Genomic DNA, 20,725 nt, shown 5'->3' with positions numbered 1-20,725 from the left:
TGGTTCCCTCCGTTCGCGGCTTATTCCGCCGCCACTATGCCTTCGAGCCGGTCTTCCAGTTCGTCGGCCGCCGCCTGAAGCGCGGCAAGAGTTTCGGCGTCGGGTTGCCAGTAATTGCGGTCATGGGCTTCGAGAAGGCGGTTCGCCATCCGGGCCGATGCCGCAGGGTTGAGGCTGGCCAGCCGTTTTCTCATGTCTTCGTCGAGGACGAAGGTTTCCGACAGCCGTTGATACACCCAGGGCTCCACCTGGCCGGTTGTCGCCGACCATCCGAGGGTGTTGGTGACCTGCGCCTCGATCTGGCGCACGCCTTCATGCCCGTGCCTGAGCATGCCTTCGAACCATTTCGGGTTGAGGCTGCGCGAGCGGGTCTCGAGCGCGACCTGGTCCTGAAGCGTGCGCACCTTGCCCTCGCCCCGGGTCTGATCGCCGATATAGACGGCCGCGTCCTGCCCGCCGCGGGCGCGTTTCACCGCCCGCGCGATGCCGCCCAGCGTGTCGAAATAGTGGTCGACCGTGGTCACGCCGAGTTCCACGCTTTCGAGGTTCTGATAGGCGACATCGACATCCTTCAGCGTCTGCTGAAGCAGCGCCGCATTGGCCCTGGACTTGCCGTCGCGCCCGTAGGCGAAGCTTTTCCGCGCCTCATAGGCATCGGCCAGCTCGTCCTCGTCGCCCCAAGCGCCGCTGTCGACCAGCCCGTTGACGTTCGAGCCATAGGCGCCCTCGGCATTCGAGAAGACCCGCAGCGCCGCGGTTTCCATGTCGACACCCATCTTCTCGGCATGGGCCAGCGAATGGGCACGGATGAAGTTCTGCTCGACCGGCTCATCGGCGGTGGCGGCCTTCCAGGCGGCCTCGGCCAGCATCCGGGTCTGCAGCGGCAGAAGATCGCGGAAGATGCCCGAAAGCGTCATCACCACATCGACCCGCGGCCGGCCGAGTTCATCCAGCGGCACCAGATCGGCGCCCGCCAGACGGCCGTAATTGTCAAAGCGCGGCTTCGCCCCCATCAGCGCCATGGCCTGGGCGATGGGGCCGCCATCGGATTTGATGTTGTCCGAGCCCCACAGCACCATCGCCACCGAACGCGGCAGGGTCGCATGGGCATCCAGAAGCTTCTGCGCCTGTTTCGCGCCTTCCAGCATCGCGAACTGGGTCGGCATCCGGAACGGGTCGAAGGCGTGGATGTTACGCCCCGTCGGCAGCACATCGGCCGAGCGGATCAGGTCGCCCCCGGGCACCGGCTTGATGTAGCGCCCGCCCAGCGCGCGCATGATCGCGGGCAGTTCGGTATCCTGCTGCAGCCAGTAATCGACCTTCTCGCGGGTCTCGGCATCGGTATCGGTCATCACCCGCAGATGCTCGGCCCGTTCCTCGGGCGTCGCCGTGCGGCCGACCACATGCAGCCCGTCGGGGATCAGCGCATCCTCGGTTTCCAGAAGCTTCAGCCAAAGCTGCTCGGGCGGGGTGCCGGTCATGTCGACGGCATCGGCCTGGGCCGCGATCAGCTCTTCCAGATCGGCCTGCTCGGGCGAGCCGGGCTCGGTCTGGCGCCAGCGGGTCAGGCTGTCCTTCAGTTCCTGCAGGCCCTTGTAAAGCCCCGAGGCCGCGAGCGGCGGCGTCAGGTGGGTGATCGTCACCGCGTTCGAGCGGCGCTTGGCCAGCGTCGCCTCGGAGGGGTTGTTCGAGGCATAGAGATAGACGTTCGGCATGTCGCCGATCAGCCGGTCGGGCCAGTCGCGGAAGCACATGCCCGCCTGCTTGCCCGGCATGAATTCCAGCGCGCCATGCATGCCGAAATGCAACAGCACATCGGCGCGGAAGCTGTTCTTGAGCCACAGATAGAAGGCGCTGAAGGCATGGGTCGGGGCAAAACCCTTCTCGAACAGAAGCCGCATCGGGTCGCCCTCGTAGCCGAAGGTCGGCTGCACGCCCACGAAGACATTGCCGAATTCGCGGCCCAGCACGAAGACGCCGCGCCCGTCCGACCGGATCTTGCCCGGGGCCGGGCCCCAGACGGATTCGATCTCGGACAGCCAGGGCGTGCCGCGCACCAGATCGTCGGCCGGCACATGGGCGGCGACGTTGCCCTCCTGGCCATAGGTCTTGGCATTGCCCTCGAGGATCGCCGTGCGCAGCTCGTCGACCGTGGCGGGCAGCGCACCGGTCTCGTAACCCTCGGATTTCATCCGGTGGAGCGTGTTGAAGAGGCTCTCGAAGACCGACAGATAGGCGGCGGTGCCGATCGCGCCCGCATTCGGCGGGAAGCCGAAGAGGATGATGCCGACCTTGCGGCTTTCGGTTTCCGAGCGGCGCAGCCGGGCCAGCCGCTCGACCCGCGCGGCCAGCATCGCGACCCGTTCCGAACAGGCCGACATCTGCTTCGATTCGCCCTTGTGGCTGCAATCCTTCGGGCAGCCCTTGCAGCCCTCGGCGCCATGGCGGCCGCCGAAGACGGTGGGCGAGATCGCCCCGTCCAGTTCCGGCAGCGCGATCAGCATGGTGGTCTCGACCGGACCGAGCCCGCCCGAGGAATCGCTCCATTGCCCCAGCGTCTGGAATTCCAGCGGATGGGCGGCCATGTAGGGCACGTCGAGCCCGCTCAGCACCTCGACCGCCGCGTCGCTGTCATTATAGGCCGGACCGCCGATCAGGCTGAACCCGGTCAGCGAGACCAGCGTATCGATATGCACGCTGTCTTCGCCGGTGAAATAGGCGGCGATGGCCGGCCGGGCATCAAGCCCGCCCGCGAAGGCGGCTATCACACGGATGCCGCGTTCCTCGAGTGCATGGATCACCGCGTCGTAATGGGCGGTATCAGAGGCGAGGATATAGGAGCGCATCAAAAGGATGCCGACCGTCGCCACCGGCGCCCCGGGCTGCGGCAGATCCTTGATGTCGGTGGTGATGCGATGCGGGATGTCGGGATGGTAAAGCCCGGTCTCGGGATATTCGATCGGGGCCTCGGAAGAGCCGCCGCGCCAGGAGGCGTCCTTGGCATAGCGCGAGATCAGAAAGCGCACCATCTGCTCGACATTGTCGTCGGACCCGCCCAGCCAATATTGCATGACCAGGAACCAGGCGCGCAGATCCTGTGCCTTGCCCGGCAGATACTTCAACATCTTGGGCAGGCGGCGCAGCATGGCCATCTGCTTCTCGCCGCCGGTCTTGAGCTGGCCATTGTCGTCCCGGGTATTGCCGCGCAGCTTCTTCAGAAGCTTCATCGGCCCCGAGGCGGGCTTGGACATGTCCAGATCGCCCATCCGGGTCAGTTGCACGATCTGCTTGTCGGCGATGATGCCGATCATCGCGTCGCAATCGTCGCGCCGGGCCTTCAGCTCGGGCAGGATCGCGTTGATATGCTCCTCGATGAACAGAAGGTTCACCAGGATGATGTCGGCATTCAGAACGTCATCCTTGGCCCGAACCAGCTCGCCCGGGTTTTCCGACCAGGTCGCGGCGGCATGAACCGTCACCCGAAGCCCGGGGAAGTCCTCGGCAAGACGCTCGGTCACCCGCTCGCAAGGACCCGCCGAATGCGAATCCAGCGTGACGATGACTACTCGATACCCTGGGTAATGACGTTCATCGCGCATAATGGGCCTTCGCCTCGTACAAGGTTTCGACACTGATCTCGTGCACGCCCTTCTCGAGCGCGAACTTCTCGGTATTGCGTTTGGCCTTGCCGCGGACAAAGAACGGGATCTTCTTCAGTTCCTTTTCGGCCGCGCTCAACCAGACGATCTCGCCCTCGGCCGGGGCCGCCGCGGCGGCCGCTTCCTGATCGGCATCCGGTTCGGCCTCGATCGCCCTGGCCTTGGCCGCACCGCCATGATGCGAGGCGCCGGCATCGTCGTGGAACTCGAAATCCTCGCGGAACATGTGCAGAAGGTGTTCCTCGAGCCCCATCACCAGCGGATGGACCAGCGTGTCGAAGATCACGTTGGCGCCCTCCCAGCCCATCTGCGGGCTGTAGCGGGCGGGGAAGTCCTGAACGTGCACGGGCGCCGAGATCACGGCGCAGGGAATGCCCAGCCGCTTGCCGATATGACGCTCCATCTGGGTGCCGAGGATCATCTCGGGGGCCAGCGCCTCGATGGTCTGTTCGACCTCGAGATAATCGTCGCTGATCAGCGCCTCGACGCCGAACTCCTTGGCGAGCTTGCGGATATCGCGGGCAAATTCGCGGTTGTAGCACCCGAGCCCGACCACCTCGAAGCCCATCTCGTCGCGCGCGACCCGGGCCATGGCCTTCACATGGGTGGCATCGCCGAACAGGAAGACACGCTTGCCGGTCAGGTAGGTCGAATCGACCGATTGCGAATACCAGGGCATCCTGAGGCGGGCATCGTCGGCCTTCGGCTCGACGCCCGCGATCCCGGCCACCTCGGCGATGAAATCGCGGGTCGCGCCGACGCCGATCGGCACCGTCTTGGTATAGGGCTGGCCGAGCGTCTTCTCCATCCAGCGCGCCGCGGTCTCGGCATGCTCGGGATACATCAGCACGTTGAAATGCGCGGCCCCCATCCGGGCGATATCCGCGGGCGTGGCATTCATGGGCGCGACCACATTGACCGAGATGCCCATCTCTTCCAGCAGCGCCGTCACCTCGGTGATATCGTCGCGATGGCGGAAGCCGAGCCCCACCGGCCCGATCAGGTTGGCCGAGACATGGGCCGTGCGCTCCATCGGGCGCGCGATGGCCTTGACGATCTGGTAGAAGGTCTCGTCCGAGCCGAAATTCTCCTTGCGCTGATAGCTCGGCAGATCCAGCGGGATCACCGGGATGCCCAGATCCAGCGTCGCGGCCATGCCCTCGGGGTCATCCTGGATCAGCTCGGCGGTGCAGGACGAGCCCACGATCATCGCCTGCGGCTGGAACCGGTCGAAGGCATCGTGCAGCGCGGTCTTGAACAGATTCGCCGTGTCCGCCCCCAGATCGCGCGCCTGGAAGGTGGTGTAGCTGACCGGCGGGCGATGGTTGCGCCGCTCGATCATGGTGAACAGCAGGTCGGCATAGGTGTCGCCCTGCGGCGCGTGCAGCACGTAATGCAGCCCCTTCATCGCGGTCGCGACGCGCATCGCGCCGACATGGGGCGGGCCTTCATAGGTCCAGACGGTCAGCTTCATGCCGCGCCCTCCAGCCCGGCCAGAATGGCGCGACGGCGCACCGGACGGGCAAAGAGACCGGCCAGATCGCCGGCCTGTTCGTAGAAATGAACCGGGGTGAAGACGAGCTCGATGGCCCATTTCGTCGTCAGGCCCTGTGCCTCGAGCGGGTTTGCCAGCCCCAGCCCGCAGACCGTCAGGTCGGGCCGGGCGGCGCGGCAGCGGTCGAGCTGCAGATCGACATCCTGGCCTTCCGCGATCACCGGGCCTTCGGCCAGCAGATCGAGATCGGGACCGACGATCTGCTTGTTTATGAAGGGGGCGCCCACCTCGACGGCCCGCATCCCGCATTCGCGGGTCAGGAAGCGCGCCAGCGGAATTTCCAGCTGGCTGTCAGGGAAGAAGAAGATCGACTTGCCGTCCAGGGTCTCGGCGGCGGCAGCGACGGCCTTGCGCGCCCGGGCGCGGGGCGCCTCGGTGACCCTCTCGAAGGTGTCGGGCGAGACGCCGAATTCCTGCGCCACGGCCCAGAGCCAGGCGGTGGTGCCCTCTTCGCCGAAGGGGAAGGGCGCGGAGAGGATACGCGCGCCACGCCGTTCCAGATGGGCGGCGGTCTCGTTCAGGAAGGGCTGGGTCAGGGCCACGACCGTGTTCGGCCCCACGCCGGGGGTCTCGGCGGCACGATGGGCGGGCAGGCAGCGGACGGGCTTGACGCCCATCGCCCCGAGCAGGCTCAGCGCCTGATCCTCGACCACATCGGGCAGGGCGCCGACCATCAGCAGCTGGCGCTCGTCGGTTGCGGGCAGGGTCGGCACCATGGTCGCGAGGCAGGCATCCTCACCCTCGGTGAAGGTCGTCTCGATGCCCGAGCCGGAATAGTTCATCACCCGCACATGCGGCGCATGACGCTCGGTCAGCCGTTCGGCCGCGCGGTGCAGGTCGAGCTTGATCACCTCGGACGGGCAGGAGCCCACGAGAAACAGCTGCTTGATATCGGGACGGCGCGCCAGCAGCCGGTCGACCTCGCGGTCGAGCTCGGTATTGGCGTCGGCCAGCCCCGCCAGATCCTTTTCCTCGAGGATCGCGGTGCCAAAACGCGGCTCGGCGAAGATCATCACGCCGGCAGCCGATTGCAGCAGATGCGCACAGGTGCGCGAGCCGACGACGAGGAAGAAGGCGTCCTGCATCTTGCGATGCAGCCAGATGATGCCGGTCAGACCGCAGAACACCTCACGCTGGCCGCGTTCCTTCAGGACGGGCGCGTTGCGACATCCGGCGGCCGGAGGGGCGGGGGCGAATCCGGTCATGCAGAGACCTCCGAGGCCTCGCCCTGCAGGCGGGCCATGCGCAGCTTCCAAAGGAACTGCCCGGCATTGACGACATAGGCGGCATAGGCGGCCAGCGCGATCAGCATCTGCCCGGTCGGCCCGACCGACCCGCTCAGCACCGTCCAGAGATAGAGCGTGTGCAGCGAGATCACCGCCATCGAGAACACGTCTTCCCAGAAGAAAGCGGGCGCGAACAGGTACTTGCCGAAGACGACCTTTTCCCAGATCGCCCCGGTGACCATGATGGTGTAAAGCACGAAAGTCTTGATCACGATCGAGATCGTGGCGGCCTCGTAGCCCGCTCCGGTCGCAAGGTACCGCAGCACGAGCACCAGCGAGACCAGGAAGACCAGGAACTGCAACGGCGCAAGCACGCCCTGCACGAGGGTCCATTTCGTTTCGTCGCGACGGCGACGTTCTTCCGGCGTATAGAGTTGGACCGGCCTGACGGCGGTTCCCACGTGTTCCGGCATCCTCCGACTCCCTGACAGACGGTGGCTTGGGCCTCAAGTTAGACCTGCGACGCAGAAAGTGTCAATTGTAATTTACACTCTCTCCGTTTACACTGATCTCGATCCAAGGGATGTAAAGGGCTTGGTGCAGGCCTGAAAAGTCAATATATTTCATAGGACTTACCTGCGCCTCCTTGATTCCTCCGGCCATGAGGGCAAACAAGTGTCAATTGACTTTGACAACGCTGGACAGTCCCGGAGCCCCGCCGCGGCGCGGTCTTCTCGAATCCGCCGGGCCCGCGCTGGCCGGGGGCCCTGTCATGGCTGAACCTCAGAAGTCGATAGCACCGCGCGCCCAGGCAGGTCCGCAGACAGCGCGCCACGGCGATGTCGAGACCCTGGCGGCCCAGGTGCTCTCGGCGCTGGCGCATCGCTCCGGCAGCGGGGACGCGGCGCTCGACCCCGCGCTGCTGGCCGAGTTCTGCGCCGACCTGCTGGGCGGCGACCGCTCGATCGGAACCCGGTCTCTGGCCACGCTCCGGCGCCGCGGCACTCCCCCCACTGCCATCATCGACGGCTATATCCCCGCCGCGGCCCGCGAACTGGGCGAGCGCTGGCTCAGCGACGATCTCAGCTTTGCCGATGTCACCATCGGCGCAGCCCGGTTGCAGGCGATGCTGCGCGAGCTGGGCGCGGCCAATGCCGCCGACATGCTGGCCGCCTCCGACGCGCCCAATGTGCTGATGATCGTGCCGCATGAGGAATATCACACGCTCGGCGGCATGACCGCCGCGAACCAGATGCGGCGGATGGGCGCCTCGGTCTGCCTCGCGCTCGGCCAGACCGAGGAGGAAATCCTGCAAAAAGCCATGGCACGGAAGTTCGATCTGGTTGCGATTTCGGTATCCTGTCGTCAAAAGCTCGATTCGGCGCGTCGGCTTGTCTCTGCCCTGCACCGGGTTCTGGGCAACGAGGTCCCTGTCGTGATCGGCGGCCGGGTCGCCGACGGGGCCGATGATATCTGTGCCCTGACCGGGGCGGATGCCGTGACGTCGGATGCGCATGAAGCGCTTCGCCTCTGCCGGACAGGGGCTCTGCGGGCGCCTGGCGCCGCGCGGACAGGACAGGACCAGTGACGGGGAGGCGGCCGGACCGGCCGTATATGGACGCGTGACGTCAAGGGGCAGCAAATACTGGAACAGCGGCGCGATTCCCCTGATCGCGCCCGAGATGCTGGGCGAGATCATCGCCACGGCCAGCGATATCGCGCTCGTGATCTCGCCCGAGGGCCGGATCCTGTCGGTGATGGTCAACAAGGACCATCACGCTCATGGCCGGATCGATCACTGGGACGGCCGCGACATCCGCGACGTTCTGACCTCGGACAGCCGTCCCAAGCTCGAGGCGCGGCTCGAGCTGTTCGCACAGGGGGGCGACATCGCCAGGCCGGTCGAACTGAACCATGCCGATGGCGAGGGCTGGTCCTTTCCGGTGCGCTATTCCTTCCATGCCATCGGGCCCGACGGCAGCACGCTTCTGATGCTGGGCCGCGACCTGCGCCCCATCGCCGAGATGCAGATGCAGCTCATCGAGGCGCAGATGGCGCTCGAACGCGATTACGAGACCCAGCGCGAATATGACACCCGCTACCGCGTTCTCACGGAAGCCACCCGCGACGCCTTCGTCTTCATCGGCACCAGGTCGGGCCGGGTGGTCGATGCCAATCCCGTGGCCTGCGATCTTCTGGATGTCGAGCGGACCGAGCTGATCGGCAATGCCTTCGCTCAGGAGTTCGAGGGCCGGCGCCGCGCCGAATTCGTCGAGGCGCTGACCCGGGCGACGATGTCGCCCGAAGCTCATCCGATCGCGCTGGAGACCCGCCGCAGCCGGATCCGGATCCAGCTGCATCCGATCGCCTTCCGCGCCGCGGGCGAACCGCTGATCCTGTGCCGGCTCGATCCCGCCGAAGAATCCGAGCCGAATGGCGGCGAGATGGGCGAGACGCTCCTGGCCTTCTACCGTCAGGGCGTCGACGCGCTGGTCTTCACCGACCCGCAGGGCGTGATTCTCGCGGCCAATGACAGCTTCCTCGGGCTGGCCGACGCGCCCCATGCGGGCGCGGTCAAGGGCCGCTCGCTTGGCGACTATCTGGTGCGCGGCAGCGTCGATCTGAGGGTGCTGGTGGAAAACGCCACCCGCAGCGGTCAGATGCGGATGTTCGCCACCAAGCTGTCGGGCGAATACGGCACCCAGGTCTCGGTCGAGATCTCGGCCACCTATCTCAAGGAGCAGGCCAGCCCCTGCATCGTCTTCGTGATCCGCGATGCCAGCCGCATGGAGAGCGTGCGCAAGCCCGGCGTCGCCGTCTCGGATGACGCGATGCGCTCGGTGATGGAACTGGTGGGCTCGGCCAACCTCAAGGACATCGTCGCCGAGACCACCGATGTGGTCGAGAAGATGTGCATCGAGACCGCCGTGGAGCTGACGCGCAACAACCGCGTCGCCGCCGCCGAAATGCTGGGGCTCTCGCGGCAGAGCCTTTACGTGAAGCTCCGGAAATACGGGCTGCTGAACAGAGACGGGGGCGATCACTGACGCGCCGCCCCCGGGGGAAGGAAGACGTGCCCGGCGCGCCGGGCCAGGAGAGCCTGCAAGACGACATGACAGACATTTCCAACATGCCGAACCGGCGCCTGCCGGAACCCGCTGCCATGGTGACGCTGATCAAGCCGATCACGTGGTTTCCCCCGATGTGGGCCTATCTCTGCGGAACCGTGTCCTCGGGGGTGTCGCCGCTCTCGAAACCGGGTCTCGTGCTGCTGGGCATCGTGCTGGCGGGCCCCGTCGTCTGCGGCATGAGCCAGGCGGCGAATGACTGGTGCGACCGGCATGTCGACGCGATCAACGAGCCCTACCGCCCGATCCCCTCGGGCCGCATTCCGGGCCGCTGGGGCTTCTACATCGCCTGCATCATGTCGCTTCTGGCGCTGGTGATCGGCTGGCAGCTTGGCCCCTGGGGCTTTGTCGCCACCATCCTCGGCGTTGCCGCGGCCTGGGCCTATTCGGCCGAACCGGTCCGGCTGAAGAAATCGGGCTGGTGGGGGCCGGGGCTCGTGGGCATCTCCTATGAAACGCTGCCCTGGTTCACCGGCGCGGCGGTGCTGTCGGCGGGCGCGCCCTCGATCTATGTGGTCGTGATCGCGCTGCTTTACGGCATCGGCGCCCATGGCATCATGACGCTGAACGATTTCAAAGCGCTGGAAGGCGACCGCCAGATGGGCGTGAACTCGCTGCCCGTCACCATGGGCCCGGAAAAGGCCGCCTGGGTCGCCTCGGTGGTGATGGCGGTGCCGCAGGCGGTGGTGATCGCGCTACTGGTCCTGTGGGACCGGCCGTTCCACGCGGCGGGCGTGACCGCCGTGCTGCTGGTGCAGTTCTGGGCGATGTCGGTGATGATGAAGGACCCCAAGGGCAAGGCGCCCTGGTATAACGGCGTCGGCGTCGTGCTGTATGTGTCCGGCATGATGATCTCGGCCTTCGCGATCCGCTCGCTCGGAGGCGCGTGATGACGCTGAGCTGGCTGCAGATCGTCCGGCTGGGCCTGGTGCAGATGTGCCTGGGCTCGGTGGTGGTGCTGACCTCCTCCACCCTGAACCGGCTGATGGTGGTCGAGCTGGCGCTTCCGGCGGTGCTGCCGGGGCTTCTGGTGGCGCTCCATTACGCGATCCAGATCACCCGGCCGAGCTGGGGCTTCCTGTCGGACACGCGCGGCCAGCGCACCCGCTTCGTCATTCTGGGCATGATCATCCTGGCGCTGGGTGGCTATCTCGCCGCGACCGGCGTCGTGGTGATGGAAAACCACTATGGGCCGGGGCTTGCGCTTTCGATCCTCGCCTATGCGCTGATCGGCATCGGCGTCGCAGCCTGCGGCACCTCGCTGCTGGCGCTCCTGGCCACCGCCACCGCGCCCGAGCGGCGCGCGGCCGCCGCCACCATCACCTGGCTGATGATGATCGCGGGCATCGGCATCACCGCCAGTCTGATCGGCGCTTTCCTCGACCCCTATACGCCTGCGCTCCTGCTGGAAATCGTGACCGTGGTCACCCTGGGCGCGGTCGTTCTCACGACGCTGGCGGTCTGGGGCATCGAGAAGCGCGTCGTCACCCATCGCGAGCCCGACGAGATGCCGTTCTGGAAGGGCATCGGCGAGGTCTGGGCCGAGCCCCGCGCCCGCATCTTCACGCTGTTCGTGTTCCTGTCGATGGTCGCCTATTTCATGCAGGAACTCATTCTCGAGCCCTTCTCGGGCCTCGTCTTCGACTTCACGCCGGGCCAGTCGACCTCGCTGTCGGGCGCCCAGCATGGCGGCATCTTCCTCGGCATGGTCGTGGTCGGCATCGGCAGCTCGGTCCTGCGGATCTGGGCCCTGCGAAGCTGGGTGATCCTCGGCTGTCTCGGCTCGGCCGTGGCGCTGGCCAGCATCGCGGCACTCGGACATTTCGGCCCGCATCTGCCGCTGACGCCGGCCGTGGTGCTGATGGGCTTCTTCAACGGCATCTTCACCGTCGCCGCCATCGGCGCGATGATGGCGCTTGCGGGCGAGGGCCGCGACGGGCGCGAGGGCACGCGGATGGGGCTCTGGGGCGCGGCGCAGGCCATCGCCGCGGGCTTCGGCGGCCTCATCGGCGCCGCTGCCGCCGACGGTTTGCGCCAGATCATGGACGACGCACCCGCTTTTGGCGTGGTGTTCCTGACCGAAGCGATCCTCTTCCTGGCCGCTGCTGCAATGGCCCTGAGGATCATGGATGGACATCGACCCACAACGGAAAATTCAGGTCTTGTGCCAGGGGAGTAAGACAAGATGATCTATGACGTTGTTGTCGTCGGAGGCGGCCCCGCCGGGGCTACGGCCGCCGAGGACCTCGCCCGTTCGGGCAAGAAAGTCGCGCTGCTGGACCGCGAGGGCCGCATCAAGCCCTGCGGCGGCGCGATCCCGCCGCGGCTGATGCGCGATTTCAACATCGCCGACGAACAGCTCGTGGCCAAGATAGACACCGCGCGGATGATCTCGCCCTCGGGCCGTTTCGTCGACATCCCGATCGAGAACGGTTTCGTCGGCATGGTCGACCGCAAGGATTTCGACCCGTTCCTGCGCGCCCGCGCCGAACGCGCCGGCGCCACCCGCTTTACCGGCACCTTCCTCCGGATCGAGCGCGAAGAGGAAAAGACCTTTCTCGTCTTCCGCGACAAGCAATCGAAGGAAGAGGTCAGGCTCCAGACGAAATTCGTCATCGGCGCCGACGGGGCGCGCTCGGACGTCGCCCGCGCCGAGGTGCCCGGCGGCGACAAGATCCCCTATGTGATCGCCTATCACGAGATCATCGACGCGCCGATGGCGGTGGGCAACTACGCCCCCAACCGCTGCGACGTGATCTATGACGGCCGGATCAGCCCCGATTTCTACGGCTGGGTCTTCCCGCACGGGCATACCTGTTCGGTCGGCATGGGCACCGGGGTCGACGGCTTCGATCTGAAACAGGCCACCGCCGATCTGCGCAGGATGGCAGGCCTCGATCAGGCCGAGACGATCCGCAAGGAAGGCGCGCCGATCCCGCTTCGTCCGATGGACAAGTGGGACAATGGCCGCGATGTCGTGGTGGTGGGCGATGCCGCGGGCACCGTGGCGCCCAGCTCGGGCGAGGGCATCTATTACGCGATGTATGGCGGGCGCGTCGGCGCCGCGGCGGTCTCGGCGGCGCTGGCCTCGGGCCGGGCCTCGGATCTGAAGCTTGCCCGGCAGATGTTCATGAAGGACCACAAGAACACCTACAAGGCGCTGCAGGCGATGCAGGACGCCTATTACCACAGCGACGAACGGCGCGAACGCTTCGTGTCGCTCTGCCACGACGTGGACGTGCAGACGCTGACCTTCGAATCCTACATGAACAAGAAGCTGACCAGGAAACGCCCGCTTGCCCATATCAAGATCGGCATCAAGAACGTCGCCCACCTGACGGGCCTCGTCTCGCCGCAATACACATGAGCGAAATGATCCCGGCCTGGGTGAACGGCGAGCTGACCCCCGTCGAGAAGCTGGAGGCCCACCAGAAGGGCCTCCGCCACAAGGCGATCTCGGTCTTCGTGATGGATGGCGACCGCGTGCTGATCCAGCGCCGCGCGCTGGGCAAGTATCACACGCCCGGCTTCTGGGCGAATACCTGCTGCACACATCCGCGCTGGGACGAGGACTCCAAGACCTGCGCCAACCGGCGGCTGGCCGAAGAGCTGGGCATCACCGGCCTGACGCTCGAGTTCCGCGAGCAGGTCGAATACCGCGCCGAGGTCGGAAACGGGCTGATCGAGCATGAGCTGGTCGACATCTTCGTCGCCGAAGCGGGGCCGGAGCTGACATGGGATCTGAACCCTGACGAGGTGATGGATGCCCGCTGGATCGCGCTGGACGATCTGGCGCGCGAGGCCCGCGAGACCGAGGGCGTCTACACGCCCTGGCTGCGGATCTACCTGGACAAGCACAGCGCCGCGATCTTCGGCGCGCTGGCTTCGGCCTGAGCGACCGGACCGGGGCGCGCAGACGCGCATCCCGGTCCCCGCGCCTATCCCTTCCGGAAGAAAAGCCCTGCCGCCGGCAGGATCGCATGCTGGATGACAGGGACCAGCACCAGCCCGACGACAATCCCGACCACACCGTCCAGCGCCGCCGTCACCGTCCATTCGACGGCGCCGCCAAGCGACAGCACCGAGGCCGCCGCGACGGCGACGTGGTGGATCAGCTCCTGCGGCATGTGCCAGCCCAGCTGATGCGCGCCATGGACCAGGATCGAGCCCCCGACCCAGATCATCGCCGCCGTGCCCACCACCAGCAGCAGCGTCATCACCTTCGGCATCGCCCGCACGATGCCCACGCCCAGGCTGCGGGTCGCGGCCAGCCGGCCCTTCTCGGCCATCGCCAGCCCGATATCGTCGGCCTTCACGATCAGCCCGACCGCGCCATAGACCACGACGGTGATCAGCGCCCCCGCCAGCGCCATCGCCCCGGCCTCCATCCACAGGGTCATGTGCTCGGGCATCGCCGCCAGTATGATCGTCATGATCTCGGCCGAGAGGATGAAATCGGTCTTGATCGCCCCCCTGACCTTGGCCTCTTCCAGGCGCGCCGCCGAGAGCGGCAGATCGGACCCGGCCTCTGCATGTGCCTCATGCGGGCCCAGCGCATGCAGCACCTTCTCGACTCCCTCGAAGCACAGATAACAGCCGCCCAGCATCAATAGCGGCGCGATCGCCCAGGGCGCGAATTGCGACAGCAGCAGCGCGAGCGGAAGCAGAATCACCAGCTTGTTGAACAGCGACCCGCGGGCGATGCTCCAGACGATGGGCAATTCCCGCGCCGGACTGAACCCGCGAAGGTATTTCGGCGTCACCGCCGCATCGTCGATCACCGCCCCTGCCGCCTTGGACGACGCCTTCACCGCCTGTCCCACCACGTCGTCGACCGATGCCGAGGCCACCTTGGCGATCGCCGCCACATCGTCGAGCAGTGCCAGTAATCCACTCATTCTCTTCGCCTGCCCCGCCTCTTGTCCCTGCACCCTGCGAGGCGACAATAGCGCGCCGCCGCGTCGCGGCAAAGGCCGGGCCGCATCTTGCGCCGCGTTGTCAGCAAGGCCGGAGATGCACGGTCCGAAACCGCCAACTGCCCCTCATGGCTAAGTTTCTCATTGACGCAACTGCCTCCATTGTCGTTGACTTTAACAAAGACTAATAACAACCAAGACGCGATCTTCCGAGATCACATACCGGGACGATCAGGGAGAATTCCATGGACTCCGACCAGCGCCAGCCGGCCGAATCCTTTCCCGTGCCGATCGGCAACGTGATCTGCGGCCCCCTGCCCGAAGCCAGTCTGCGCTCCATCGCCCAGGAGGCGCTGATGCGCGTCGCGCGCCTGCCCGCCCGACAGGCGCCCCTGCCCGAGCCGCCCACGCCCGCCGAGATCGAGGCGCTGTGCGCCGCACTCTCGACCGGCAGCCTCGAACAGGCGCGCGGGATAATCGACGATCATATCGCCCGGGGGCGGGACAAGGCCTGGATCGCCGAGGGCCTGCTGCCCGAGGCCGCGCGGCTGATGGGGCGGCGCTGGGAAAGCGACGAGGTCAGCTTCATCGAGGTCGGTCAGGCGGTCGGCCGCCTGCAGCGTCTGTTGCGAGAGCTCCGCGCCGAAGCCGGCCCCCGCCCGCGCGGCCTGATACGGCGCGCGATCTTCGCCACGCCCGAGACCGAGACGCACACCTTTGGCGTGATCGTCGCCGCCGACGCCTTCCGTGAACGGGGCTGGGAAATCGATCTGTCGCTGTCCGAGACGCCGGACCGGCTGATCGCCGATCTCACCCGGTCGCAGGTGCCGCTGCTGGGCCTGTCCGCCTCCAGCCGCCGCTCGGCGACGCCGCTGATCCAGTTGCTGGCCGAGCTCCGGACCGCGCTCCCGAAACTCCGGGTGATGCTCTGCGGAACGATCCTCTCGACCAATCCCGAACTGGCCCGCCAGATCCCCGCCGACGAACGCGCCGCCGATCTGGGCAGCGCGCTCCTGGCCGCCGACCGGCTGCTGCTCGACAGCCAAGCCTGAGCAGTCGTGAGCGCCCCGTCCTGCGCAGTGCGGCGCCCTCGACAACAGGCGGAACCGGCGGCGGCAATGCAGCAGGGGCGGGTCGCGATCCGGTCTCGGGCGGTCGGACAGCGCCTCAGCGCCGCGCCCGCGGTCAAAACGGCGCAGCGTCACGAGGCAGGGTTCGGGCTGGCATATTGACGAAGCCCTCCCTGCCGGGCAGCGTCGGATCTCAGCAAGGGGGCTGTTCTCAGTTTGAAAGTGGGATGGGAACGTCGCGGGATTCGTCGCCATCAGCCGGATCCGAGATGACCGGGGGACAGCTGGACGCCTTCGCCATAAGCGACTTCGCTGCGGCCGTTCTGATGGAACGGATCGTGCGCGGGGCTTATGAGACGAAAACCTCGAGCGAGATCCAGCCGCTGCAATGGTCGATCCTGCGCTATCTCGACCGCTGCGCCGAGGACCGCTGCACGCTGACCCTGATCACGGGCTTTCTCGGCCTGACCCATGCGCCGGTCAGCCGGGCGGTCAGGACCATGCGCGACCGCGGCCTGGTGCGCCAGCGCAGCCATCCGCGAGACGCCCGCAGCACGATCATCTCGCTGACCGATGCGGGCCGGGACGCGCTGGAACTCGACCCGATCCGAAAGATCGCGCTTCTGGTCTGCACGCTTCCCGATGCGGACCGCAGCGCGATCAAGCGCGCCCTGCGCTCGATCTCGGTCGACCTCTCCTCCTGAGAACCGCCAATACCGTCGGGCACGACGGGACCGCCGGGCGACGGAAGCTCTTCCCACATCTGCCGGGCAGCACCTTCGCGCCCAGCCGAGCGGCGGGCATAGACAGCGTCCCGGCCCGCATCCGCACCGGCTGCCCGGTGGCCTCGTGGCCGTCCCGCACGGAGCGCACCGACCCTACGGCCCGCAACGCCGGGCCCGAAGATCGGGGCTTCCCTCCGCGCTGGACTTTGCCGCATCGCTGACCGAAGCTCGGACCGATGCCATCGGTCCTTTTCGCGCATGAGAATTTCCCGGCCCAGTTCGGCGGCATCGCCGGCTATCTGGCCACGCGGGGCTGGAACGTGGTCTTCGCCACCGCCGCCGAAGCCTTTCCCCGCGACCGGCTGGTGCGGCTTGCCGAAACCGGGCTCCGGGTGATGGGCTATGCCCGGCACCGCGACGTCGCCCCGGACACGCATCGCTACCTGCACGGGACCGAACGCGCGGTTCTGAACGGGCAGGGCCTAGCCCGGGCCGCGATCCGCCTGCGCCGGCAGGGCTTTAAGCCCGATCTGGTGGTCGCGCATTCGGGCTGGGGCTCGGGCAGCTTCGCGCGGGTGGTCTGGCCAGAGGCCCGCTTCGTGCCCTATCTCGAATGGTGGTACAATTACCCGCCCGTCGACATGGAGGCCGAAACCGGCGAGGCGGTCGAGGATCGCCATGCCGCCACGCTCTGCCGCAACCTGCCCTTCCTGCTGGACCTGCAAGCGGCCGACGCGATCCTGGTCCCGACCGAATTCCAGCGCGACCAGTTGCCCGACTGGCTCGCGGCGCGCGCGACCGTGCTCCATGACGGGGTCGATGTCGAGGCGCTGATCCATCCGCCCGCCGACGAACCGCCCTTCACGCTCGACGGCCTGCCCGAGGCCGCGCCTCTCGTCACCTATGCGACGCGGGGCATGGAGCCGATGCGCGGCTTTCCCGGGTTCATGGCCGATCTGGCCCGGCTGCAGGCCGGGGACGAAAAGGTGCATGCGGTCATCGCGGGCGAGGACAAGGTGCATTACGGCAGGCGCCTGCCCGAGGGCGACAGCTGGAAGACCCGCGCCCTGGCCGCGCATGACTTCGACAGGGGGCGGCTCCATTTCACCGGGCTTCTGTCGCCCGGCCGCTACCGGGCGCTCCTGCGCCGCTCGGACGCGCATGTCTACCTGACCCGGCCCTTCGTGCCCTCCTGGTCGCTGCTCGACGCGATGGCCGCCGGCTGCCCGCTGGTGGTGTCGGATACCGCGCCGGTGCGCGAGCTGGTGCCGCCCGATGCCGCCCGCTTCGTCGATTTCGAGACCCCGGGCGAGATCGCCCGCGGCATCGCCGCCATCCTGGCCGGGCCTGCCGCCGCGCGCACCATGGGCGGGCGCGCCCGCGACCATGCCGCCAAGCATTACGCCCAGAGCGTGCTGTATCCCAGGCGCGAGGCCTTCTTCCGGGCGGTGATCGAGGGGCGGGGCCTGCCCGGTCAGTAGCTCTGGGCGCGGCGGAGGCGGTGCATCTCGTTGGACCGCGCCATCGCCTCGCCCAGCGTCCGCACCCCCGCAACCTCCAGCATTCCCAGCATCTGGCGGAACACCTCGGCCGTCGCCATCGCATCGCCCAGCGCGGTATGGCGGTTCCGGGCCTCGAGCCGCACCCCGAAACGGGCCGCCAGCGCATCGAGGGTATGATCCTCGGCATGCGGATAGAGCGCCGCCGACAGAAGCACGGTGCACAACACCGGATGGTCGAAGCGAAGCCCCAGCCGGTCCTCCTTCATCTTCAGGAAGGTCATGTCGAAGGCGGCGTTATGGGCGACCAGAACAGCCCCCTCGCAAAAGGCGTGAAACCGCCGCCCCGCCGCGACCACGTCGGGCCCGCCCCGCACCATCGCGTCGTCGATGCCATGAACCGCCGTCGAGGCCGCCGGAATATGCCGCCCCGGATTGACCAGGCTGTCGAAGACCTCGCCGCGCAGGATGCGGCCATTGACGATCCGGACCCCGGCGATCTGCACGATCTCGTCGCCCTGCCGCGGCGCAAGGCCGGTGGTCTCGGTGTCGAAGACGACGAAGCGCAGCTCGGCGAGCGGCCGGTCGGCCAGCGCGCCTGCGGCGGGCGGCGGCAGCGAGAAGTCGTAGAATTCCGGACGCGGATCGGCCGGCGTCAGCAGCGGTGCCGTGGCAGCGGTCAGCGGCAGCAGCAGACGGTGGCCGGTCTCGGTCGGCTCCGCCCAAAGCTCGGTGCCATGGCTCTCGAGCGCGTCGCGGCCGAGATATTCGCCATAGCCCGCCGAGAGCGGCGCCGAGAGCCAGCGGTCAATCTGCCCGTCGCCGACCGGCGGACCGCGCCAGTGCAGCTCAAGGCAGACCTCGCGAGCCTCGGGCACAGCGCGCAGGACGAAACCGTCGCGCCGGCCATCGGTGCGCAGCCCCTCGATCACTCGGGCCAGAAGCTCGGAAATCGCGAAGCCGTCGCAGCGGATGAACTGACGCGCGCCCTCGAAACGCAGATCTCCGGGCAGCCGCGCGGTCAGCGCATCGAAGATGTCGTCCGAGGCGACGGCGGGCATCGGCCAGCGCCGGGTGGTGGCGGTGCCGTAGCGGTCGGCGAGCTGGTTCATCCGGTCGACCAGCATCGCCTGTTCGCCGCGGAGCCGGGCAAAGAAGGCCGCGCGCATCTCGTCAGCCATCTCGGGATCGGCTTCGATGGCATCGGACAGCGCACCGATGGCGGCGGTCGGCCGCCTTATCCCCTCGAGCATGGTGTTGAACAGATGGTCGAGCTCGGCATGCGCCTCGAGGTCCTCGGTCGCATCGTGGAAGATCAGCACATAGCCCGCGCGCTGGCCCGCGACCGCGACCGGGCTGACCCGCGCCATCAGGAAGCGCTCGCCGCTGGCGGTGGCGGCCAGGAACCGTTCCGCCTCGACCTCGCCGCGGGCGGCCCGCGCTCCCATCCGGTCGAGCGCATGGGTCAGCGGCTCGGGCCTTAGAAGGGCGGTCAGCGGCCGGTCGAGCCCCAGATCGCCCAGAAGCCCGAGCGCGGCGCGGTTATACAGCATGACCCGGTGATCGGGCGTGGCCACGACCACCCCTTCGGCCAGATCGCGCAACAGCGCCTCGAACATCGCCTTTTCGCGGTTCAGCGCGGCGGTCCGCTCGGCCACGGCCCGGTCCTGGGCCTCGCGGGTGGCGGCCAGCGCGTCATGGATCGCATTGGCGGCGGGGGCGAGCGCGCCCAGATAGCGCGCGGGCGCCTCGTCGATATCGGCCGCGACATCGACCCGGGCCCGGGTCTGCAGATCGGCGGCCAGCGCCTGGATCGGCCGCACCACATTCGCGTCGAACAAAAGCCCGATCCAGGCCGCAAGCCCCAGCAGCCCGCAGCCCGCCACCATCCCCGCGATCACATAGCCGTCGGCCGGACCGCCCGCGCGGGCATGGCCGAACCAGAGCCCCAGCACCAGCACCGCCATGCCGCCCAGTGCCAGCGCCGCGAAGAACAGCGCGAAACGAAGTCTCAGCCCCAGTCGCTCATTCAGTCGCTCATGCATCCATGTCTTCCCCCAGCAACGCGCGGATCTGGGCCGTCAGATCCGCAGTCGCGAAGGGTTTCCTCAGGAACGCATCCGCACCCAGCGCCAGCCCCTTGCGCCGCTCGACCTCTCCACCGCGCGCCGTCATCATCAGGACCTTAACATGTTTCAGGCCCTCGTTCTGCCGCATGATCTGGCAGACCTCGTAGCCCGAGCGTTCGGGCAGCATCACGTCGAGCACCACCAGATCGGGGCGGTCCTCCTCCATCGCCCTCAGCGCGGCATCGCCATCGGTCACGCGGCGGGTGTCGTAGCCCTGCCGCGAGATCAGGAATTCCAGCGCAAGCGCGATGCCATCCTCGTCCTCGACCAGCAGAACCGACTTCTCGCCCATGCCCCCGCTCCTAATCCTGCGGCACGCAGATCGCCCGCAGCAGCGGATCGTGGGGGCCGAGCGGCTGCCAGTCGGCCACCGAGGGATCGGTCAACGTGGCATCGCTGACCTCGGCCCGGGCGGGCGCGGCACAGTCGATCAGCACCATGACCGTGCGCGCGGCATGCCAGCGCGCCAGCAGGTAAAGCTCGACCAGCCGGACATCGGGCGCGTCGGGCCGGGACTGCGCCCCGACCAGATTGGCGGCCATCACCCGCGTGGTGACCGGGGCAAGCAGCGTCCAGGGCTTCCAGGCAATGGACTGATCGATATGGGTGACCTCGACCACGCCCTCGGGCAGGCTGGCCACGGTCCGCGTGCCCCAGGTGTATTCCGACCAGAGCGCATAGGCGAACATCGCCAGCGCCGCCGCCAGCGGCACCGCGAAGCGCGGCAGGCGGCGGCCGGTCAGCCGGTTCACAACCAGCACAAGCCCGCCCGTGCCGATCCCGGCAACGATGATCGCGATCAGTTCGATATACATGGC

At 67.5% G+C, this 20,725-nt stretch carries 17 protein-coding genes; 9 read left to right on the top strand and 8 right to left on the bottom strand.

Translation table 11 applies throughout. The annotated features are described in order from the left end of the window. Positions 1-20: 20 nt before the first annotated feature. From B5V46_RS02465 to bchF, 4 genes are read right to left on the bottom strand one after another with little or no spacing between them, the layout of a single operon-like run. Entirely contained in the window at positions 21-3,599 is a 3,579-nt protein-coding gene (locus tag B5V46_RS02465) for a magnesium chelatase subunit H (RefSeq protein WP_080615116.1), read from the bottom strand. Then, positions 3,589-5,133, bottom strand: coding sequence for a ferredoxin:protochlorophyllide reductase (ATP-dependent) subunit B (gene bchB, locus B5V46_RS02460; RefSeq protein ID WP_080615115.1), 1,545 nt, complete (start codon positions 5,131-5,133; stop codon positions 3,589-3,591). The genes B5V46_RS02465 and bchB overlap by 11 nt, the downstream gene beginning before the upstream one ends. Further along, positions 5,130-6,419, bottom strand: a complete 1,290-nt coding sequence (locus B5V46_RS02455) for a ferredoxin:protochlorophyllide reductase (ATP-dependent) subunit N (protein WP_080615114.1) — start codon at positions 6,417-6,419, stop codon at positions 5,130-5,132. The genes bchB and B5V46_RS02455 overlap by 4 nt, the downstream gene beginning before the upstream one ends. Beyond that, a complete protein-coding gene (bchF, locus tag B5V46_RS02450; protein WP_080615113.1) occupies positions 6,416-6,913 on the bottom strand; it encodes a 2-vinyl bacteriochlorophyllide hydratase in 498 nt (165 codons plus the stop codon). Before bchF ends, B5V46_RS02455 begins: the two co-directional genes overlap by 4 nt. Positions 6,914-7,212: 299 nt before the next feature. On the opposite strand from bchF, the gene B5V46_RS02445 reads away from it, so the two are divergent. The 6 genes from B5V46_RS02445 to idi all read left to right on the top strand — a co-directional run bounded on the left by B5V46_RS02445 (position 7,213) and on the right by idi (position 13,462). Then, entirely contained in the window at positions 7,213-8,028 is an 816-nt protein-coding gene (locus B5V46_RS02445) for a B12-binding domain-containing protein (protein ID WP_196774322.1), read from the top strand. 34 nt (positions 8,029-8,062) lie between these two features. Next, on the top strand, positions 8,063-9,487 hold the full coding sequence (gene ppsR, locus B5V46_RS02440) for a transcriptional regulator PpsR (RefSeq protein WP_080617922.1): 1,425 nt from the start codon (positions 8,063-8,065) through the stop codon (positions 9,485-9,487). 65 nt (positions 9,488-9,552) lie between these two features. Then, positions 9,553-10,458 (top strand): chlorophyll synthase ChlG, encoded by a 906-nt coding sequence (gene chlG, locus B5V46_RS02435; protein WP_080617921.1) that lies wholly within the window; start codon positions 9,553-9,555, stop codon positions 10,456-10,458. After that, positions 10,458-11,747 carry a BCD family MFS transporter gene (locus B5V46_RS02430; RefSeq protein WP_080615111.1) on the top strand — a complete coding sequence of 430 codons (1,290 nt, stop codon included), beginning with the start codon at positions 10,458-10,460 and terminating at the stop codon, positions 11,745-11,747. Before chlG ends, B5V46_RS02430 begins: the two co-directional genes overlap by 1 nt. Before the next feature lie 6 nt (positions 11,748-11,753). Further along, a complete protein-coding gene (locus B5V46_RS02425; protein ID WP_080615110.1) occupies positions 11,754-12,935 on the top strand; it encodes a geranylgeranyl diphosphate reductase in 1,182 nt (393 codons plus the stop codon). Further along, entirely contained in the window at positions 12,932-13,462 is a 531-nt protein-coding gene (gene idi / locus B5V46_RS02420; protein WP_080615109.1) for an isopentenyl-diphosphate Delta-isomerase, read from the top strand. The genes B5V46_RS02425 and idi overlap by 4 nt, the downstream gene beginning before the upstream one ends. A gap of 44 nt (positions 13,463-13,506) precedes the next feature. On the opposite strand, the gene B5V46_RS02415 is transcribed toward idi, so the two are convergent. Continuing rightward, positions 13,507-14,466, bottom strand: a complete 960-nt coding sequence (locus B5V46_RS02415) for a DUF808 domain-containing protein (protein WP_080615108.1) — start codon at positions 14,464-14,466, stop codon at positions 13,507-13,509. A 263-nt stretch (positions 14,467-14,729) separates the two neighbouring features. On the opposite strand from B5V46_RS02415, the gene B5V46_RS02410 reads away from it, so the two are divergent. The 3 genes from B5V46_RS02410 (at position 14,730) to B5V46_RS02400 (ending at position 17,760) form a co-directional block, all read left to right on the top strand. Beyond that, a complete protein-coding gene (locus B5V46_RS02410) occupies positions 14,730-15,536 on the top strand; it encodes a B12-binding domain-containing protein (RefSeq protein WP_080615107.1) in 807 nt (268 codons plus the stop codon). Between the two features lie 287 nt (positions 15,537-15,823). Continuing rightward, the gene (locus B5V46_RS02405) at positions 15,824-16,258 is read left to right on the top strand and encodes a MarR family winged helix-turn-helix transcriptional regulator (RefSeq protein WP_196774321.1); all 435 of its coding nucleotides are present in this window, start codon (positions 15,824-15,826) and stop codon (positions 16,256-16,258) included. A 257-nt stretch (positions 16,259-16,515) separates the two neighbouring features. Continuing rightward, on the top strand, positions 16,516-17,760 hold the full coding sequence (locus B5V46_RS02400; protein WP_080615105.1) for a glycosyltransferase: 1,245 nt from the start codon (positions 16,516-16,518) through the stop codon (positions 17,758-17,760). Here the strand turns inward: B5V46_RS02400 and B5V46_RS02395 are convergent. From B5V46_RS02395 to B5V46_RS02385, 3 genes are read right to left on the bottom strand one after another with little or no spacing between them, the layout of a single operon-like run. After that, entirely contained in the window at positions 17,754-19,823 is a 2,070-nt protein-coding gene (locus B5V46_RS02395) for an exonuclease domain-containing protein (protein ID WP_080615104.1), read from the bottom strand. The two genes, B5V46_RS02400 and B5V46_RS02395, sit on opposite strands and share 7 nt — an antisense overlap. Beyond that, the gene (locus tag B5V46_RS02390) at positions 19,816-20,199 is read right to left on the bottom strand and encodes a response regulator transcription factor (RefSeq protein WP_080615103.1); all 384 of its coding nucleotides are present in this window, start codon (positions 20,197-20,199) and stop codon (positions 19,816-19,818) included. The genes B5V46_RS02395 and B5V46_RS02390 overlap by 8 nt, the downstream gene beginning before the upstream one ends. A gap of 10 nt (positions 20,200-20,209) precedes the next feature. Then, positions 20,210-20,722, bottom strand: a complete 513-nt coding sequence (locus B5V46_RS02385; protein WP_080615102.1) for a hypothetical protein — start codon at positions 20,720-20,722, stop codon at positions 20,210-20,212. Between the last annotated feature and the right edge of the window lie 3 nt (positions 20,723-20,725).

It is taken from the genome of Rhodovulum sp. MB263, from assembly GCF_002073975.1.
Classification (GTDB): Bacteria; Pseudomonadota; Alphaproteobacteria; order Rhodobacterales; family Rhodobacteraceae; genus Rhodovulum.
This window is presented reverse-complemented; position numbering and strand designations above follow the sequence as displayed.

What these genes read in the sequence shown, in the direction of transcription:
- B5V46_RS02465 (WP_080615116.1), bottom strand. Translation starts at nt 3,599, where the DNA reads ATGCGCGATGAACGTCATTACCCAGGGTATCGAGTAGTCATCGTCACG.
- bchB (WP_080615115.1), bottom strand. Translation starts at nt 5,133, where the DNA reads ATGAAGCTGACCGTCTGGACCTATGAAGGCCCGCCCCATGTCGGCGCG.
- B5V46_RS02455 (WP_080615114.1), bottom strand. Translation starts at nt 6,419, where the DNA reads ATGACCGGATTCGCCCCCGCCCCTCCGGCCGCCGGATGTCGCAACGCG.
- bchF (WP_080615113.1), bottom strand. Translation starts at nt 6,913, where the DNA reads ATGCCGGAACACGTGGGAACCGCCGTCAGGCCGGTCCAACTCTATACG.
- B5V46_RS02445 (WP_196774322.1), top strand. Translation starts at nt 7,213, where the DNA reads ATGGCTGAACCTCAGAAGTCGATAGCACCGCGCGCCCAGGCAGGTCCG.
- chlG (WP_080617921.1), top strand. Translation starts at nt 9,553, where the DNA reads ATGACAGACATTTCCAACATGCCGAACCGGCGCCTGCCGGAACCCGCT.
- B5V46_RS02430 (WP_080615111.1), top strand. Translation starts at nt 10,458, where the DNA reads ATGACGCTGAGCTGGCTGCAGATCGTCCGGCTGGGCCTGGTGCAGATG.
- B5V46_RS02425 (WP_080615110.1), top strand. Translation starts at nt 11,754, where the DNA reads ATGATCTATGACGTTGTTGTCGTCGGAGGCGGCCCCGCCGGGGCTACG.
- idi (WP_080615109.1), top strand. Translation starts at nt 12,932, where the DNA reads ATGAGCGAAATGATCCCGGCCTGGGTGAACGGCGAGCTGACCCCCGTC.
- B5V46_RS02415 (WP_080615108.1), bottom strand. Translation starts at nt 14,466, where the DNA reads ATGAGTGGATTACTGGCACTGCTCGACGATGTGGCGGCGATCGCCAAG.
- B5V46_RS02410 (WP_080615107.1), top strand. Translation starts at nt 14,730, where the DNA reads ATGGACTCCGACCAGCGCCAGCCGGCCGAATCCTTTCCCGTGCCGATC.
- B5V46_RS02405 (WP_196774321.1), top strand. Translation starts at nt 15,824, where the DNA reads ATGACCGGGGGACAGCTGGACGCCTTCGCCATAAGCGACTTCGCTGCG.
- B5V46_RS02400 (WP_080615105.1), top strand. Translation starts at nt 16,516, where the DNA reads ATGCCATCGGTCCTTTTCGCGCATGAGAATTTCCCGGCCCAGTTCGGC.
- B5V46_RS02395 (WP_080615104.1), bottom strand. Translation starts at nt 19,823, where the DNA reads ATGCATGAGCGACTGAATGAGCGACTGGGGCTGAGACTTCGTTTCGCG.
- B5V46_RS02390 (WP_080615103.1), bottom strand. Translation starts at nt 20,199, where the DNA reads ATGGGCGAGAAGTCGGTTCTGCTGGTCGAGGACGAGGATGGCATCGCG.
- B5V46_RS02385 (WP_080615102.1), bottom strand. Translation starts at nt 20,722, where the DNA reads ATGTATATCGAACTGATCGCGATCATCGTTGCCGGGATCGGCACGGGC.